The sequence below is a fragment of the Ancylomarina subtilis genome (genome assembly GCF_004217115.1).
Lineage (GTDB): Bacteria > Bacteroidota > Bacteroidia > Bacteroidales > Marinifilaceae > Ancylomarina > Ancylomarina subtilis.
Map to the genome: position 1 here is coordinate 77,810 of NZ_SHKN01000001.1, position 17,411 is coordinate 95,220.

At 35.6% G+C, this 17,411-nt stretch carries 15 protein-coding genes; 3 read left to right on the forward strand and 12 right to left on the reverse strand.

All coding sequences use genetic code 11. The features are described from left to right. Nucleotides 1-65: 65 nt before the first annotated feature. From EV201_RS00310 to uvrA, 8 genes are all read right to left on the reverse strand, one after another. Nucleotides 66-1,334 carry a DEAD/DEAH box helicase gene (locus EV201_RS00310; RefSeq protein WP_130305414.1) on the reverse strand — a complete coding sequence of 423 codons (1,269 nt, stop codon included), beginning with the start codon at nucleotides 1,332-1,334 and terminating at the stop codon, nucleotides 66-68. Nucleotides 1,335-1,439: 105 nt separating this feature from the next. Beyond that, nucleotides 1,440-1,778, reverse strand: a complete 339-nt coding sequence (locus tag EV201_RS00315; RefSeq protein WP_130305415.1) for a DUF5655 domain-containing protein — start codon at nucleotides 1,776-1,778, stop codon at nucleotides 1,440-1,442. A 103-nt stretch (nucleotides 1,779-1,881) separates the two neighbouring features. Beyond that, the gene (locus EV201_RS00320; RefSeq protein WP_165389546.1) at nucleotides 1,882-3,399 is read right to left on the reverse strand and encodes a DUF5686 and carboxypeptidase-like regulatory domain-containing protein; all 1,518 of its coding nucleotides are present in this window, start codon (nucleotides 3,397-3,399) and stop codon (nucleotides 1,882-1,884) included. 138 nt (nucleotides 3,400-3,537) lie between these two features. Further along, nucleotides 3,538-4,548 carry a FecR family protein gene (locus tag EV201_RS00325; protein ID WP_130305417.1) on the reverse strand — a complete coding sequence of 337 codons (1,011 nt, stop codon included), beginning with the start codon at nucleotides 4,546-4,548 and terminating at the stop codon, nucleotides 3,538-3,540. An 82-nt stretch (nucleotides 4,549-4,630) separates the two neighbouring features. Further along, nucleotides 4,631-5,179, reverse strand: a complete 549-nt coding sequence (locus EV201_RS00330; protein WP_130305418.1) for an RNA polymerase sigma-70 factor — start codon at nucleotides 5,177-5,179, stop codon at nucleotides 4,631-4,633. Between the two features lie 137 nt (nucleotides 5,180-5,316). Beyond that, entirely contained in the window at nucleotides 5,317-6,621 is a 1,305-nt protein-coding gene (locus EV201_RS00335; protein ID WP_130305419.1) for a carboxypeptidase-like regulatory domain-containing protein, read from the reverse strand. A gap of 268 nt (nucleotides 6,622-6,889) precedes the next feature. Then, the gene (locus EV201_RS00340) at nucleotides 6,890-7,390 is read right to left on the reverse strand and encodes a hypothetical protein (RefSeq protein ID WP_130305420.1); all 501 of its coding nucleotides are present in this window, start codon (nucleotides 7,388-7,390) and stop codon (nucleotides 6,890-6,892) included. Between the two features lie 87 nt (nucleotides 7,391-7,477). Beyond that, nucleotides 7,478-10,270: an excinuclease ABC subunit UvrA gene (gene uvrA, locus EV201_RS00345; RefSeq protein ID WP_130305421.1), complete on the reverse strand. Its 2,793-nt coding sequence runs from the start codon at nucleotides 10,268-10,270 to the stop codon at nucleotides 7,478-7,480. 174 nt (nucleotides 10,271-10,444) lie between these two features. Here uvrA and EV201_RS00350 point away from each other — a divergent pair, with 174 nt between their 5' ends. Together EV201_RS00350 and EV201_RS00355 are read left to right on the forward strand one after the other, a co-directional pair. Beyond that, on the forward strand, nucleotides 10,445-11,044 hold the full coding sequence (locus tag EV201_RS00350; protein WP_242610436.1) for an RNA polymerase sigma factor: 600 nt from the start codon (nucleotides 10,445-10,447) through the stop codon (nucleotides 11,042-11,044). Nucleotides 11,045-11,125: 81 nt separating this feature from the next. Beyond that, a complete protein-coding gene (locus EV201_RS00355) occupies nucleotides 11,126-11,365 on the forward strand; it encodes a hypothetical protein (protein ID WP_130305422.1) in 240 nt (79 codons plus the stop codon). A gap of 45 nt (nucleotides 11,366-11,410) precedes the next feature. Here EV201_RS00355 and EV201_RS00360 read toward each other — a convergent pair whose 3' ends face one another. Continuing rightward, nucleotides 11,411-12,382, reverse strand: coding sequence for an MlaD family protein (locus EV201_RS00360; protein ID WP_130305423.1), 972 nt, complete (start codon nucleotides 12,380-12,382; stop codon nucleotides 11,411-11,413). A 58-nt stretch (nucleotides 12,383-12,440) separates the two neighbouring features. Beyond that, on the reverse strand, nucleotides 12,441-13,535 hold the full coding sequence (locus EV201_RS00365) for an N-acetylmuramoyl-L-alanine amidase family protein (RefSeq protein ID WP_130305424.1): 1,095 nt from the start codon (nucleotides 13,533-13,535) through the stop codon (nucleotides 12,441-12,443). 265 nt (nucleotides 13,536-13,800) lie between these two features. Between EV201_RS00365 and EV201_RS00370 the strand changes: the two genes are divergently transcribed. Further along, nucleotides 13,801-16,425: a putative LPS assembly protein LptD gene (locus EV201_RS00370; protein WP_130305425.1), complete on the forward strand. Its 2,625-nt coding sequence runs from the start codon at nucleotides 13,801-13,803 to the stop codon at nucleotides 16,423-16,425. A 36-nt stretch (nucleotides 16,426-16,461) separates the two neighbouring features. Here EV201_RS00370 and EV201_RS00375 read toward each other — a convergent pair whose 3' ends face one another. Next, complete coding sequence (locus EV201_RS00375) at nucleotides 16,462-17,028, reverse strand: anthranilate synthase component II (protein ID WP_130305426.1); 567 nt, start codon at nucleotides 17,026-17,028, stop codon at nucleotides 16,462-16,464. Between the two features lie 30 nt (nucleotides 17,029-17,058). After that, nucleotides 17,059-17,376 carry a PQ-loop repeat-containing protein gene (locus EV201_RS00380; protein WP_130305427.1) on the reverse strand — a complete coding sequence of 106 codons (318 nt, stop codon included), beginning with the start codon at nucleotides 17,374-17,376 and terminating at the stop codon, nucleotides 17,059-17,061. Nucleotides 17,377-17,411: the final 35 nt, after the last annotated feature.

Sequence of the window (17,411 nt, forward strand, 5' to 3'; positions counted from 1 at the left end):
TGCAAAAAAAACTCCGGGTATTGGAACTCGGAGCTTAATTTTAGGGATATTAAATGTGATGCAGACTATTTTTTTTGCTTTTTCTGCTTCTTCTTAATTTTTTTAGCTTTTGCTTTTTTAGTATCCAGTTCAAAACTTTCAGCTTCCTGCATGAGCTCTTTTAAACTTTTGGAGTAGTCTTCTGAAAAATCGATAGTGGTTGAGTAATCCTCTTTTGAGATTTCCATTACTGATATTTTCTTTCCAATATATTCTTCAATTTCGCTGAGCATGAGTTTTTCTTCATCACTACAAAATGAGATGGCAATTCCCTTTTGCACCCCACGTCCGGTTCGCCCAATTCGGTGTACATAGTTTTCGTCTACATCGGGTAAATCGTAATTCACAACGTAATCAACATTTGGAATATCAATGCCTCGTGCACTCACATCGGTAGCGATTAAAACTTTGATGTTTCCTGTCTTAAAATCTTTGAGTGCTGTTAAACGATCCTTTTGTTCCTTATCACCATGAATCGTGAGAGTTTTGATATTCACTCTTTCCATGGCTTTAGAGACTCTTTCGGCACGAACTTTAGTTCTAACAAAAACCAGGATTTTACTATCAGGATTGTCTTTGATGAAACGTTCAAGGAAGAAACGTTTATCGTCCATTTTAATAAAACCAACCGTGTGCTCCACATTTTTTGAAACAGGATCCTTAGGAGAAATCTGAATTCGAATGGCTTTGGTAACCAGTGAATAAGCTAGTTTCTTGATGCGTGGACTAATGGTTGCAGAGAAAAATAGAGTTTGTCTTTTTTTAGGCAAATATTTAATCAGATCCTGAATGTCTTTGATAAAACCAAGATCAAGCATATGATCGGCTTCGTCAAGAATCAGGGTTTCGACATCGTAAAGGTGAATGTAGCCTTGGTTTACAAGATCGAACATTCGCCCTGGCGTGGTTATCAGAATGTCAATCCCTTCCTGCAATTTGGAAATTTGTGGTCCTTGTTCTACGCCTCCAAATACACAAAAACTCGTCACTTTTGTTTTTTTTCCGATTTCCTGAAAAACCTCGGTAATCTGTATGGCAAGTTCACGAGTAGGTACCATCACAACCGCTTTGATCCCTTCAGATTTCTTGTTTTTTTTATTTCGATGTAGTTTATCGATAATTGGAATAGCAAAAGCCGCAGTTTTACCCGTACCTGTTTGAGCAATTGCCAAAACATCTTCACCCTTCATGATAGGAGGGATTGCTTTGAATTGTATATCTGTAGGGCGTTTGAATCCTAAATTTTCAAGGTTGTTTTTTACCTCCGGACTAAAGCTATATTGATTGAATCTCATTGATGTGTTTCTGAATTTTTCTTAAAAATAGCGAGAGCTGCTATTTGCTTTTGATGTGACAAAGATACAAGAATCTTTTGATGTATCGTGAGCTTCTTTTTTTGATTAATTATCTGTTGTCTTTTTTTCGATCAAACAATAGGCATCATTAACCCAGGCTCTAATCTGATCATCGAACTCAGAAAGTTCTCCTAAGACAACTCGATGTAAAACCCGGTTTTTCGAAATTCTTTGGCAAAAAGAAATGGGAAAAATATCTTCCTTGCGATCTAACTGAAATTCAAGTTCTAAATTGTTTTGTTTTGTGTAAACGGATAGAAAGGTCGCATGAGTGTTTATCTTAACGCAGGTCTTAAGATAAATAATACTGATACTTTCATATGTGTCGAGATGGGTCAGAAGAGCCTCGAAAATTAACTGAATCTTCTCATTCATTCTTTTCATATGATATGCTTTATCACTTACAAAACAAGAATGATATTGATTTTTACTTTTGAATGTTCGTTTACAGGTTGGGCAGTTCCACATCGATGATACAAATCAATTGTTAATCTTCTTTTTTGACGACTTGTTGCATGTTAGCATTAATTCTTTTCAATGCTTGCTGTATACTTTCTTCGGGTTCAATATAATTTTGACTTCCCCAAAATCCGGCATCATAAGGCAGTCTGGTTTTGGACATTACCGTTCTAGGTCGTAAGCGTTCTTTGTATTTGAATCGTTCAGTATTGATCGTATCCACTTGAGTTACCGCCATCTCGAAGCACGTTTCGAAAGTTTTGGAAAAGAACTTACGTTTATGTTTTACCTTAAATTTCAGATTTCCTTTTGTGTGATTGAGATAATATTTTCCATTAATATTTTTATAAGAAACGACATATTCAATTCTTAGTGGTCTGACTTTAGTCTTGGATGATTTTTGTGCAATAAACTGATTTTTAGTTTCATTAATCCTTTTTAGCGGGTATGAGAATTCGGCTCTGATAATAGATAAACTGCGGGTGTCTAAGTAGATCGTTCCCTCAAATAGTAACTCTTTTAGGTTGGGTTTGGGTTGGAATCGAATAATATACACCGGATGATCGTTAAACGAACTTATACCATCCATCTGAAAATAATAAAAGTCTAAACTTTCGGGTGTGAGAAAATCAATTTTATTCTTTACAATATCAAGTTGTAAACAGCCTTCGACACCGCCTTTTAGACGTAGCGATACGGTATCTAATCGATTTGAGTCATAAATTTTTCTCGATTGGAAAACCTTTGCCATATCAACTCGGTTACCTGATTGATAAGATGATTTATAAATATCAAGAATGGATTCCAGATAGATCATGTAGTTTTTATTCTTACTGACAGATTCCCTGTAAAATGCTGTTAAAAGGCTTGACTTTTTGGGATAATTCTGCCCGAAATTATTAATGGCAGATTTAAGTAAAGCAAGTGGGGCGGTATTTCGGATAACGACTTCTTGTAATGAAATATAGTCTTCCTGAAGTTCAACTGTAATTTCATCGCTGCTTATTTGAGCTAAAGGAATTTCTGTGTTTTTAAAACCGATAAAAGAGATGGCGAGGGTATCGTTAAAATGTTCAGCTTGTATATTTAGTAGAAACTCCCCATCAATATTACTGATTGTTCCAACAGTTTTGCCTCGCAAACCAATATTTGCATAGGCCAGGGCTTTTTTGTTTTTTTTATTAATAATCCGTCCCGATATCTTTTTTGTTTTCAATTGAGGTCTTAAAACCTTCTGGGCTATGTTTTCTTTTAAGCTTGCAGGAACGATGATGATTTGTTTGTTTATCAGTTGAAAATTTAGGGTTGTATCGGGGATAATTTGTCTTAATACAAGTTTTAGGATTTGATCTTCAGCAACAAGATTAACCCGTGGTTTTCCTATTAGAATACTGGCATCGTAGGTGAAATAGGTATTGGTTTTTTTTGCAATGGAATCTAATGCGTTTTCAAGACTTAAATCAATTAGATTGATCGATATTTTTTGGTTGAGCCCCTTGTTTTGGCTTAAGCTGACCATACTAATCAGTAATAGGCAAAAGATCATTAATGAGCTTTTTGTCTGTATTTTAATGATTGTATGGGCGATTTGCTTAAACATGTATTCGTTTTTAATGAGAGGATAGGTTGAGTTCTATTCTACTTGGTTTATCTTACCAAGTAGAATATTTGTTGAAAGGCTAAATTAATTCGCTTTTTTAATCAAAATTATCTTGCCTTGTTTTTCGTAAACCAGGTTGAATGGGCTACACATATAGTTTAGAATATTATCCAAAGGTTCGTGATCGAATGTTGAATTCAGGGCTAGGTTTTCAAGCTCAGCTTCCTGAAAACGAATCTGTACTTGATAGGTTCTGCCCAAAACTCTGGCAACCTCATGAAGTTTTGTATCTCTAAAGATTATTTGGCGAGTTTTCCATGATAAATAGTTATCATCCCGAGTAACTGTTTTTTCAAGTTTAGATTCTTGCAAACTTGCAAAGTCACCAGGAATTAAAATAAGTTTATTACTTGGTTTGTTTATCGATGAAAACTGCACCTTTCCTGTTTTAACAAGCACCTCAACTTTATTATTAGTTGCAGCATTAATATTAAAAGAAGTTCCTAAAACTTTAACTTCGGCATCTTGAGCTTTAATAACAAATGGCTTATTCGGATTTTTAGCAATATCGAAAAATGCTTCTCCAATTAATTCAACCCGACGTTCGTTAGCCTTGAATTTTTTTGGATAAATCAGTTTTGAATTTGAGTTAAGAGTAATTACAGATCCATCTTCAAGCGTAATGCTCTTGTTGGTTTCATTTAATTCGCAAACAAATGTTTTGTTTGGATACAAATGCGTGTAGGTAGTTTGGGCTAAAAGTCCAATACCAAACAGGATTATGATTGAGGCAGCAACTCTCATAAAAGTTTTGAATGGAGAAGGTCTGTAAATTGAAAGCTTTGTGTTTGTAATTTTTTTGCGGACAATTTTCTTTTTGACATTCATCCATGCATTTTCCGAGTCAAAAGCTTCTTCAGCAAAATATAGGTCAGCATGTTTCAAATCCTTTCCAGAAGCTTTTATTGCTTCAGCATAGCCAGGATTTACCGCCATCTCCGCTTCGAAAACCTCTTGTTCCGATTCTGTCATTTCGCCACTTAAATATTTCGAAATGATTTCCCAATCCAGTGTATGTGAAAATTTTTTAGTCATTCTGTTTGTTTTTGGCAGCTATTGAAAGTTTAGCTGCAGCAATAGTCTTGTTAATTGTTTTTCTTTGGTATTATAGTTTTACTTAAAAGAAGCATATGTAATCTTTCAAATTATGCCGAAATGCCTTTAGGGCTTTCCCCATATTGGCTTCGACTGTTTTTATCGAAATGGAGAGCTTTTGAGCAATTTCCTGATACTTTAAACCTTCAAATCGACTCATCTTAAAAATGGTTTCACAGCGTTGAGGAAGTGATGAAAGAGTCTGTTGTACAATTTTGTTTATCTCTTTTTCTTCAAGTTTATTTGTTGAAGACTCGTTTTCGTTATATTGATATTTAAGATATTCCTTGTATTTGTTATGGCTGCCCATTTTTCTTAAAACCTGCAGGGCATTGTGATAGGTAGATCGATATAAATAAGCTTTTATTGATGTGTGAATATTCAGATCTTTTCTGTTTTCCCAAATCTGACAAAAGAGGTTCTGAACAATTTCTTCAGCTAGATCTTTTGTTTTGACAAAGCGAAGGGCATAAAGACATAATTGCGGGTAAAATTCTTTGAAAACTCGTTCAAATTCCTTTAAGTTGCCTTCTCGTATTTGTTTTGTAATATTATGATTGTCCTCGAACATTCTTTCGTTTTCGTTTATTTTTAATGTTTAATTAAAAATAGGTCTTTTTTTCTAGTCTCGTTGTAAGTAATGAAATTTAGTTTTAAAATATCCCGGAGTGAGAACTCCAGGATATTTTTTGATTAGTAGGTTACTTTTTATTTCCCTTGTCTTCTTAATTTACGAATGGCAGCTTCAATTGACTGATCTGGTTCAATGGTATTAGATGCTCCCCAGAAGTCTTTATCGCTGAAGTTTCCAATTTCATCTGTCATTACTTGATTGGGTCTGAATCGATCTTTTGCTTTGAATCTTTCAGAGGCAACATCGCTTCGGTCTGTAATTGCCATTTCAGTCATTACTGAAAATTTGGAGTTGAACAGTTTACGTTTCCAGTTGCATTTGAATTTGATCTCTCCACGAGCATAAGAGAAATACCATTTGCCGTCTTTCTCCTGATAGTTTACAATATAGTCAGCCGAAAGAGGTGTTACTTGTGCTCCAGCTGGTTTTTTGCGAATAAACATCTGTCTGACTTCTGATTCGTTTTTCATATTTAAGCTAAATCTAGCACTACTCAATGCGAGTTTGTTTGCATCAATATAAAACAGGCCGTAATACAATGGTAAGTCAATACCTTCTTTTTGCTTAAATTCGATAACATAATGGATTTTGTCATTAAGTTTTGTGATGTTTTTAAAGGTGTAATCGTAATTCTTAATAAAATCTCCCGAAAGCAAGTTGTATGGGTTTTTAATAATATCAAGTAGCAGTGTTGTGTTTGGTCCGCCTTGTAATTTAAACAATAAGGTATCCATTTTTTTCACATCCTGACTCTTACGTCCTTTGTAAATTTGAACCTGATCGTCTCGCATTTGTCTGTAGCCTGCCTTATTAATGTTCACAACGGCTTCAGATAATGCAATATAAGTTCTGTTCTTCTTAATGGTTTCCCTGTAGAAACCTTTCATCATATTAGGATTGAGCGCGTAGTTCTCAGCAACCCTGTTAAGAATGCTTCGTACCAGGAATAATGGATCGTGAGGGTAAATATTGATTTCACCAAGGGGTATGATTGCGGATTCCATTTCAAGGACGTTTTTTCTTGGTTTTAATGAAGCAATTGTAAATTCCTTGTTTTTATATCCAATATGGGATACTGTCAGTGTTTTTGCATCTGAATCTTTAGCAATCTTTAAAAGAAATTCACCGTCGCTATTTGTCACAGTTGCAACATTGGAGCCGTTTACAGTAATGTTGGCAAAGATCAGAACCTCACCTGTTTCTTTGTTTTTAATTTTTCCCTTGTAAACATCGTACTTGAGCGTGTCGATGACTTGTTGCGTTTTAGCTTTCTTTTTCTTTTTGAAATTGAAGCTTTCAGCTCCCATTACTTGGCTAAAAGAAAGGACCAAAATTAATGAAAGCAATATCGAAATCTGTTTTCTGAAATTTGTTTTCATGATCGTATATTTTAAATGTTTAAAACTGTTAGAGTATTATTCTTGAGAAAGATTGGCCTGATCCTTCTGTCTTTCTACTACTATGATGCATAATCAGGATGATACCCTATCAGAAAACAATAAAATATACATTTTTTTTACGAGATGTGCTTCATCTGTCTGAATGTTATGTGTTTGCGGTTTTGTTTTGTCATGTATAAACAGAAAGGCCTTATTACTTTTGAGAGTAATAAAGCCTTTGTTTTTTTATCAGCGATGTTTGTTGATTTTAGTTGGGGGCTTTTTCTTCAGCTTGTTCAATCATATGAAAAGCTTCATGCAACCAGCCCTTACGATCTTCACCAACAGTCGATATTGCATTTTTTAATTTTCTCATCTCGTTCTCCTTGGATTTAGGATCAAGGTTTTCTTCCATGTTTTCGATTACGGTGAAAGCCTCAAATGCAATTTCGAAATCGCCTTTTATCAATAAATCAACAAAAAGGCCAAGGTGATCTGCAAACTTTAAGCTTGATTGCCAACAAAACTCAATTAGCTTTTTTTGAATAGTTTGATATTTTGGATTCTGTATAGCCGCAATAATTGGTTCAACGGCTTTGGGATCTTTGATGTCAAAAATAAAAGCATACAGGGCCTTTTCTATTTCAATATGTACAGGAGAAATTAAGTAGTCCAAAATTGCTGGTAGATCATTAATGCTTCCTTTTGTGCGCAATTTTTCAATGTTTTCTAAAACAAGTTTGTTGTCTTTTAAGTTTAAATCTATCATAGTGTAATTCTATTATTTACTGTGTTGAAATCGGATGTTTTTACCAATAAAATATGGATTTACCTCAAATTGAGGATCGACATGTTTTTATAACTTTTCTTTTAAAAATGCTCCCGTAAAAGAATCTGATTTATTGATGATATCCTCTGGTATGCCTTCGAAACAAAGGTTTCCTCCATTATTTCCACCATCCGGACCTAAATCAATAATCCAGTCAGCGCATTTAATCACCTCCATGTTGTGCTCAATTACAATTAAACTGTGACCTCTGGCAATTAAGGCATTGAAGGCATCCATTAGTTTGTTGATGTCATGAAAATGAAGTCCTGTTGTCGGTTCGTCAAATATAAACAGACAGGGTTCTGCTTTTTCTTTTGCTAAGAATGAAGCAAGTTTTACCCTTTGGCTTTCACCGCCACTTAAGGTGCTTGATGCTTGTCCAAGTTTTACGTAGCCTAATCCAACATCAACTAAAGGTTTTAAGCGTTGGGCAATTTTCTTCTCTGTTTTGCCTGTTGATTCCATGAAAAATTCAGTGGCTTCATTCACGGTCATTTCGAGAATATCATGAATGTTTTTCTCACGGTATCTAACGTCAAGAATATCATCTTTGAATCGGCGTCCTTTACAGCTTTCGCATTGCAAATAGACGTCAGCCATAAATTGCATTTCCACTTTGATGATTCCTTCGCCCTGACATTCATCACATCGACCACCATCGATATTGAATGAGAAATGTGCAGATTTAAAACCGCCATATTTTGATGCTTGTTGATCTGCATATAATTTTCGGATCTCATCGTAAGCCTTCAGGTAAGTCACCGGATTGGATCGGGATGATTTTCCAATGGGATTTTGATCTACAAATTCCACATTGTTAATCATATGCAAGTCACCCTTTAAGGCGTCGAAATGGCCACTCTTATCTGAATAACCGCCGTAATGTTTTTTTAGGGCAGGGTATAAGATGGTTTTGATAAGAGATGACTTACCCGAGCCACTGACACCGGTAACCAAAGTCATGGTGTTCAGAGGGAATTTAATATCCAGTGATTTCAGGTTGTTTTCACGTGCACCAACAATTTCAACAAAATTATTCCACTTTCTTCTGGAAGTTGGCGTTGGAATGCTGCGTGTTTTGGAAATATACTGTGATGTTAAGCTTATATCTGAATTTTTAAGCTCCTCCAGATTTCCCTGGAATACCAGTTCACCACCTAACCGGCCGGCATAAGGACCAATATCAATAACCTGGTCAGCAGCCATAATGATATCCTCGTCGTGTTCAACTACGACAACCGTGTTGCCCAAATCGCGTAACTGACGGAGAACCTTTATTAAAAGCTCGGTGTCTTTTGAGTGCAGGCCAATGCTGGGTTCGTCGAGTATATAAAGTGATCCAACCAAGCTGCTTCCAAGGGATGTTGCAAGGTTTATTCGCTGTGATTCACCACCGGATAAACTGCTTGAAAGTCTGTTTAACGTTAGGTAACCTAAACCAACATCAGAAAGGAATTGTAAACGATTTTGAATTTCGATTAAAATACGTTTGGCAACTTTTTCGTCGCTTCCTTCTAGCTTAAGATTGTTGAAGAACTCATTGAGTTCTGATATTGGCATTAAAACCAGATCCTGAATGTTTTTACCTGTAATTTTAATGTAGCCAGCTTCTTTTTTTAATCGTGTGCCACGACAATCCGGACAGGTTGTTTTGCCTCGATACCGTGATAGCATGACACGATATTGAATTTTGTATTGTTTGGATTCTATATAGGCAAAGAAAGCATGCAGGCCCTTAAAATGTCTATTCCCAGTCCAAAGCAATTGTTTTTGTTCTTCGCTAAGTTCGAAGAAGGGTTTGTGAATTGGAAAATCAAATTTGTCAGCAGCAAACACCAATTCATCTTTCCACTTTCTCATTTTTTCTCCCTTCCAACAGACAACAGCATCTTCGTAAATGCTCAATGTTTTATTGGGAATCACCAGATCTTCATCTATGCCAATCACTTTACCAAAGCCTTCACATTTAGGACAGGCTCCGATAGGATTATTAAAGCTGAAAGTATGAGTGTGCGGGTCTTCAAATGTTATTCCATCGGCCTCAAAGCGGTTTGAGAAATTATGGTAGTTCGTCGTTTTAGAATCGGTAATAGAGATTAAACATTCCCCTTTACCTTCGTAAAAGGCAGTTTGTATGGAATCAGCCAGTCTGCTTCGGGTGTCTTCTTTCTTATCAACACGAACTCGATCAATAATGATATGAATATCACCTTCTATGGATAATAATTCCTGATCTTCTAAAACATCAAATATTTTGTGAGCTTTTCCTTCAATTTCAATTCTTGAAAATCCTTGTTTTGACAGAATTTCAAGTTGTTCTTGTCTCGTCCGTTCGGCATTGGGATGAAGTTCCGCCATAATCATGACAGTGGTATCAGTTTCTTGTGATAGAGAAAAGTTAACCACATCGCTAACGCTATGTCTTTTAACCAGAGTATTTGAAATAGGGGAGTAGGTTTTTCCCACTCTTGCAAATAAGAGCTTCAGATAGTCGTATATTTCAGTAGACGTTCCTACGGTTGACCTTGGGTTGCGGGTATTCACTTTTTGCTCAATGGCAATAGCTGGTGGTATCCCTTTAATGAAATCGACTTCGGGTTTATTTATTCGCCCAAGAAACTGACGGGCATAGGCCGACAGGCTCTCAACATATCGGCGCTGACCTTCAGCATAAAGTGTGTCGAAAGCCAGAGAGGATTTTCCTGAACCGGAAAGCCCTGTGATCACAATAAATTTATTGCGAGGAATTTTTAAGTCGATATTTTTAAGGTTATGGACTCTTGCTCCCTTTATAGTGATGAATTTATCTTGATGAATCATGTTTGTTCCGTGAAATGCTGAGCGAAATATAAAATCTTACAAATTTATTTAAGTTCTTACGATTTGCAAAACTCTTTAATATTTATAATCTTGCAGGTGATATAATAATTGACACACTAAAACCTACTTCGCTTATAGATCAATCTCTACACAGTATTACTTAAAATATAAAATGTGAAATTGGAGAAGTTTGATTTAAAAAGCGATCAATATTATATTGAGCGATTTATTTCCGGGGACCAGTCTGGGATAGAAATGCTTATTACTCGCCACAAAGATAGGGTGTACACCTACATTTATTTAATTGTTAAAAATAAAGATCTGACTGAAGATATCTTTCAGGATGTATTCATTAAAGTCATTCAATCTTTACGAGCAGGAAAATATCGCGACAACGGTAAGTTTTTGGCTTGGGTTTTTCGAATTGCCCATAATTTGATTATTGATCATTTTAGGCAAGAAAAAATGAATAAGGTTTATTCAAATGATGATTTTGAGCTGGATCTTTTTAATTCGGATAAGTTTAGCGATGATAATTGTGAGGATATCATGATTCGATCTCAGGTACATTACGAAGTGAAAGAATTGGTAGATCGTCTTCCTTCGGATCAGAAAGAAGTGATTGTTTTGCGTCATTATAAAGGCTTGAGTTTTAAAGAAATTGCTGATGATACCGATGTGAGTATCAACACGGCACTGGGACGTATGCGTTACGCCTTGATAAATCTGAGGAAAATGATTGATGAAAATCAACTCAACCTGCAGATGTTCTAGCAGAAGAGATGTTTTGTCAAATTAGATATACTAAAATGGAATTGCTCGCGTTATAAATGGTATAAACCAATTTGTATGCGAATGAATTCAATTTTTACACTTGTAGGTTGGGCATCAACAATGAGTCATGATGATTTTCTTACTGAACTTGAAAGCATCTCTATAGATGACTTGATGGGATCGGGAGATTTAATCAGATATATTGATGATTCACTGATTGAAGCACCAGCTAGTTTGATTAAAAGAATTTTACGTTTCTCAGATGCTCATCGAAATGTAAAAACATCTTATGAAGGTCTGAATGATCTGATTTTGAACTAAAAAAAAAGCCAGGTTTAACCTGGCTTTTTTGTGAATGGTTCTAATCTATTTTTTACGCTTGTCCTTTCGTCCAAAGACAGAAAGATGAACATATCTTTTGGGATGATCTTTAAGATCAATTAATAACTCATCCAGATGTTTTGATGCAGATTCCATATGATAATATAGACTGTCGTTCTTAAGAAAGGCTCCCATGCTACCTTTTCCCGAATTTATTTGTTGAAAAATTTCGTTTACCTGGGCTAAAGCCGCATTGGCATTGTTTACAGTCGATGTTATTTCAGCTTGTTTCAGGGAGTCTGATATACTGGAGAAGTTGTTTAAAATTGTACTGATATTTTCTCCATTGGAATCCAAATTGCGTGTTATCGATTTAAGATTCGCCAATATTTCCTCCATATGAGATCGTTGTCCACTAACCAGAGTGTCAAGATTTCCAGATGTATTTTCCAAATTGTCTATTGCATTCTTAATATTTGAAAGGCTTTGCGAGATATTATCACGGGCGTCTGCATTAAAAATATATTGGATTACAGTCAGCACAGAATCGACGCTAGACATCAATCGTTCAGCCTTATTTTTCAGAGGCAGCATTTGCATACTCACCTGTTCTTTAAGGTCGCCTTCGATGCTACCATGAATGGTATCGCCAGCTTGCAATATCACTTTGGAATTGCCAGGATTAATTTGAATTTCTTTGGTTCCCATAATGTCAGAACTCACAATTCGAACTGTTGTGTTCTTTGGGAGGTGGAATTCGTTACCAATTGAAAAGGATACAATAAGGTCATTAATATTTGATTCATTAAATTTGATCGCCTTTATTTGACCAATTTTAAACCCTTTTAGAGTTACAGGACTGGATTTTTTTAGCCCGTCAACTCTTTGATATTTTGCGTAAAACACTTGCTCTGTCGAGAAAATGCTGTTTCCTTTAAGGAAATTAATTCCCCAAATAAAAATTGTAATGGCAGCTACAACCAATAATCCAATAGTAGCTTCTTTTGATATTTTCATTTAAGTGTCGTTGTGTTATTTCTCTGTTTTATCTTTAATCAAAGGTATAGAATAATTATTATGATTTTTGAATGTTTCTGGCTTCTTTGATAGAAATAGGTTTTCCCTTGTAGTAAGCAACTATAAAACAATCTGAAATTTGTTTTTTTATCTCTCTTTTTTTGTTGATTACCGCTCTCAAATTTGAAGAATGGGCAACAGAATATTTATATGTCCCATTAATAAAATTCTCTTTAACTGTTCCCAAGCCCTCAAATACTTTTGAGTTAAGCGGAATTTTTTCTGAGGAGGATTTGATTTGAATACAGAAACTTACACCATTTGAATTCGCATCGGGCAATTCTTGACTTTTTACTTCAAGCGTTCTTGAACTGTGTCTTTCAATTTCCTCCTTATACGATCTAAAGGCTCTGAAGATACCTGAGGCCATATAGTCTTGCCCTTTGTCGGACATTAAAAATTTCTCTTCTTTAGGATTCGAAATAAAACCCACTTCGATTAATACGGAAGGCATGCTGGCTTTTCTTAATACCCAAAGCTCAGCCGCTTTTACCCCTCTTGATCGTCTGCCAACTCTGCTTTTAAACTGATGTTCGGCGTGTTGAGCCATCGATGTGCTGTTATCAATATGCAGGCTATGCATCAGGTTAAATATAATATATGAAGCCGGATCTTTAGGGTTAAAACCTTCGTATTTATTGCTGTAGTCATCTTCATAAAGCATCACGGAGTTTTCTTTCATCGCCACAGCCAAGTTATCTTCCGATTTGTGAAGTCCCAAAATAAAAGTCTCAGTCCCATAGGTTCGTGTATTGTTTTTGAGGCTGTTGGCATGAATAGAAATGAAAAGATCAGCCTTGCATCTATTGGCAATCTCAGGGCGTTCTTTTAAAGGGATGAAAACGTCGGTATCTCTGGTGTAAACGACTTTGATGTTTGGGAAGTTTTCTTTAATATATTTTCCGGTTTTCAGAGCTATACTGAGCGCAATGTTTTTTTCGTAGCAATGTTTCCCAATAGCACCAGGATCTTTACCACCATGGCCGGCATCAATGACGATTGTGTTAATTTTATATTTGGAATTTTGCCCCCTACTAAAAAAACTGCTCGAACAAAGAACTAAAACCATTAAAAAAACTGATACTCTATTCATTATATTTTGTGAAATTTTATTTGAAAAAATATTCAGATATGAAATCTTTATAAAAGAACTTAAAAAATGATTCTGAACAGTGATTATATTAGGGAATATAGTAGTTTTATTTGTAATTTTGGCGACCTGAGACCTTTCTATTTGAGATTGATGAATGTCAAAACTGGATGTGAAAGTGTCTTACGGGCTTAAAACTTAGCGTACTACATCTGATTTTTAAGTTTATTAGTCGATCTCATTCTTGTACAAAAATAACAGATAAAAATTGCAATTGAAATTACAACAGAAGCTTTTTATACTTTTCATTTTTAGCTTAGTTCCGTTAAATATATTTGCGGGTTTAAATCTAGTAAACAATGAAAGTCCTGGCTGGGAGTCTTCTTCGGATGCTCTTGAGGAAGTAAATTGGTATGCAGAACTTTTGCAACAGGTTGATTCTTTAAATCTGAAGTCGGGGACTAAGAAGAATGTAGAGAATGATTCTTTATCTGCAGATTCAAGTGCAAATAAAAAGAAACCTTTTCTTGAGACGGCTATCGAATACAATGCTGATGATAGTGTCACATTTTCGCTTACAGGGCAGAAAGTATATCTAACCAATAATGCTTTTGTAAAATACGGTGCAACGGAGTTGCGAGCCTACTATATTGAGCTCGATATTGCCAAAAAAGAAGCGTTTGCATACGGTATAAAAGACAGCACGGGTACATTTATTCATACACCAGAGTTTAAAGACGGAGCTGAGGAGTTTACGTGTAAAGAGTTAAAGTATAATTTTGAGACAGGTAAAGGCTTAGTTAATGAAGTGATTACGGAGCAGGAAAGTGGTTACGTTCATAGTGAACTAACTAAAAGAATGGATGAGAATACTTTCTTTTTAAAAAATGGGAAATACACAACTTGTGATCACCCTCATCCACACTTTTATGTGCGAATGACAAAGGCTAAGATGATTAAGGATGATAAAATTGTATCTGGTCCTTTACATATGGTTTTGGAAGATGTGCCATTGCCTATTGGACTTCCTTTTGGATTCTTCCCTTTTAGCAGCAAGTATTCTTCGGGTATCTTATTGCCGAGTTATGGTGAGGAGCAACGTAGGGGATTTAATTTGCGTGGTGGAGGTTATTACTGGGCAATTAATGATTACGTGGATTTGGCAATTCGTGGTGATGTTTTTTCTAACGGTTCATGGGGGGGGTACCTTGAATCGAAATATAAAAAACGCTACAGATATAGCGGTCGTTTGCAAACCGAATATCATAGAAATAAATATGGTGACAAAGGTTTAGATGATTACTCAGAGGTGAAGGATTTTGCGGTTAGATGGACACATACTCAAGATGCAAAAGCAAATCCTTACCGAACTTTTTCTGCTTCGGTAAACTTTTCTACCTCAGAGAATGATAGGAATAACTCGACCAATATCAATAAGATTGTGAACAACCAGAAGCAATCGAGTATTTCGTACAGTAAGAAGTGGCCAGGTAGTCCTTTTAGTTTGAACGGGTCTTTACGTCACTCTCAGAATAGTCGTGACACAACCATTGCGTTGACTTTACCAAGTTTATCACTTAATATGACTCAAATTTATCCTTTTAGAAGCAAAGGAAAGAGTTCCAATTTGAAGTGGTATGATAAAATTGGTGTGAGTTATACCTCGAAAATGGAGAATAGAGTCAATATTAAAGAAAAGAAGCTGATGTCCTCTTCTCTGACTAAAGACTGGAAAAACGGTTATCAGCATAGTATTCCTGTTACTACGAATTTTAAGTTGACACGTGATTTAACCTTGTCGCCAACTCTTAATTATCAGGGTGTTTTGTATTCCCGTTCAATTCGCAGGCGTTGGGAAGAAACATTGAATGATAATAAAGGGGGGATTGTAGATGATACGATTCAGGGCTTTCAGTATGCACACAATTATTCTACATCAGCATCATTGTCTTTAAGCCCAAAGATATATGGGATGTATACTTTTAAAAAGACCTCAAAGATTGAAGCGATTCGTCACGTGATGACCCCATCGATTAGTGTGAGTTACACACCAGAGATTGGTGTTGATCGGGATAAGTATTACAGAACTTATAAAAAAGACGGTCAGGATATTGAATATTCAATTTTTGATGGAAGCCTATATGGTACACCAACCGGGGCAAAGGAGTCTGGAAGTATTAATTTAAGTTTGGATAATAATATCGAAGCAAAAGTTAGAACTGCAAATGACACCACCGGGAATGAGGATTTTAAGAAAGTGAAGCTTCTGGAGAGTCTTAAGTTTTCTACCAGTTACGATATGTTTAAGGATTCTTTAAACTGGTCGAATATTCGAATAAACGGTCGCACAAAGATCTTCAACAATAAACTCGACCTGAGCTTTAATTCAACGGTAGATCCTTATGCGCTAAATGCGAATAATATTAAGATCAATAAATTTGGTCCACGATTAACGAATGCTTCAATTGACGTAGGTTTCAGATTGTCCTCAAGTGATTTTAAAGGAGATAGTGAAGAAGAGAATAAGGGGGATAAAAAGCAGGATCAGATTCAGTACGTTCAGTTTGATGTGCCTTGGTCATTCTCATTGGATTATGGATGGACTTATTCAAAACCAACTGTAAAGAGTAACGTTAATCAGAATATAGGATTGCGTGGTGATTTTAGTTTGACTCCAAAATGGAAAATTAATTTCTCTACGGGTTACGATTTTGCAAACAAGGCAATTACTGCTACTCAATTTTCATTGACGAGAGATTTGCATTGCTGGCAAATGACCTTTAATACGATTCCATTCGGTACTTATCAATCCTATAATTTTAGAATTAATGTGAAATCTTCAGTGCTTCAGGATTTGAAATACGAGAAGAAAAAGGTTTGGCAAGACTATTAGCCCAATCTAAAGGCTATTGCAGAAATCCAGAATAAATTAAGACGCAATCCAGTTTTTTATCATTTCAGATCCCTGTTCTGTCATGATTGATTCGGGATGAAATTGAACACCGCAAATGTCAAGTTCATTATGGCGAATTGCCATTATGAGCTTGTCATCATCAGTAGCTGTAATTTTAAGACAAGAGGGGAGTTTTTCTCTGTTCAATGCCCACGAATGATACCGACCTGATTGGAATATCGATGGTACATTCTGAAATAAGCATTCTTTTTTGTCTGTTACGAAGGTTGATTTTGGGATGCCATGAATAATTTTGTCGATATTGAAGATTTCTCCACCAAAATAGATTCCAATATATTGCATTCCTAAACAAACCCCTAAAATTGGTTTAGTCGTTTTGTATTGATCGAGAATTTCACCCATAACTTTCACAGTTCCGGGTAAGCCAGGACCTGGTGAAAATATAATTTTATCACAATCGTCAATTGTTTTCCAATCCACGTTATTGTTGCGCATAACAATGACTTCATCCGAGAATTGTTCCACAGCATGAGCAAGGTTGTAGGTAAATGAGTCGAAATTATCAATGATGACGATTTTCACAACTGTTTAATTAAGAAGATTGAAAAGATGTTATTTGATTACCCGACGCTTTAAAATTGCCAGTGAGGTTGGTTTGCTGTTGTAGCGATATTTGGCGTAGATCAGATAGAATACCATAATTAAGTTGAACAGGTAGTTGAAATATAGTGGAATGTGATAGACTTTGTTGGTGATATCATCGATAATAATATACCAAAAAGTGAACACCTCACCCAAAAACCACAGCCATATAAATAGCTCATTGAGGTCATCTACTTTTTGTGTTTTAAAAGTGTGTATAACCTGAGGTAATCCGCAAATAGCAAAAAGGATGCTGCCCATCCAGCCAATAATTTCGTTTGGAGTCATGTTTTATATTTTTTGACAAATGAACAAAATTAAAA

Excerpts from the sequence above, each read along its gene's own strand:
- EV201_RS00355 (WP_130305422.1), top strand. The coding sequence starts at position 11,126 with ATGAATTCAATTTTTACACTTGTAGGTTGGGCATCAACAATGAGTCAT.
- EV201_RS00340 (WP_130305420.1), bottom strand. The coding sequence starts at position 7,390 with ATGATAGATTTAAACTTAAAAGACAACAAACTTGTTTTAGAAAACATT.
- EV201_RS00360 (WP_130305423.1), bottom strand. The coding sequence starts at position 12,382 with ATGAAAATATCAAAAGAAGCTACTATTGGATTATTGGTTGTAGCTGCC.
- EV201_RS00330 (WP_130305418.1), bottom strand. The coding sequence starts at position 5,179 with ATGTTCGAGGACAATCATAATATTACAAAACAAATACGAGAAGGCAAC.
- EV201_RS00365 (WP_130305424.1), bottom strand. The coding sequence starts at position 13,535 with ATGAATAGAGTATCAGTTTTTTTAATGGTTTTAGTTCTTTGTTCGAGC.
- EV201_RS00315 (WP_130305415.1), bottom strand. The coding sequence starts at position 1,778 with ATGAAAAGAATGAATGAGAAGATTCAGTTAATTTTCGAGGCTCTTCTG.
- EV201_RS00380 (WP_130305427.1), bottom strand. The coding sequence starts at position 17,376 with ATGACTCCAAACGAAATTATTGGCTGGATGGGCAGCATCCTTTTTGCT.
- uvrA (WP_130305421.1), bottom strand. The coding sequence starts at position 10,270 with ATGATTCATCAAGATAAATTCATCACTATAAAGGGAGCAAGAGTCCAT.
- EV201_RS00310 (WP_130305414.1), bottom strand. The coding sequence starts at position 1,334 with ATGAGATTCAATCAATATAGCTTTAGTCCGGAGGTAAAAAACAACCTT.
- EV201_RS00320 (WP_165389546.1), bottom strand. The coding sequence starts at position 3,399 with ATGATCTTTTGCCTATTACTGATTAGTATGGTCAGCTTAAGCCAAAAC.
- EV201_RS00335 (WP_130305419.1), bottom strand. The coding sequence starts at position 6,621 with ATGAAAACAAATTTCAGAAAACAGATTTCGATATTGCTTTCATTAATT.
- EV201_RS00325 (WP_130305417.1), bottom strand. The coding sequence starts at position 4,548 with ATGACTAAAAAATTTTCACATACACTGGATTGGGAAATCATTTCGAAA.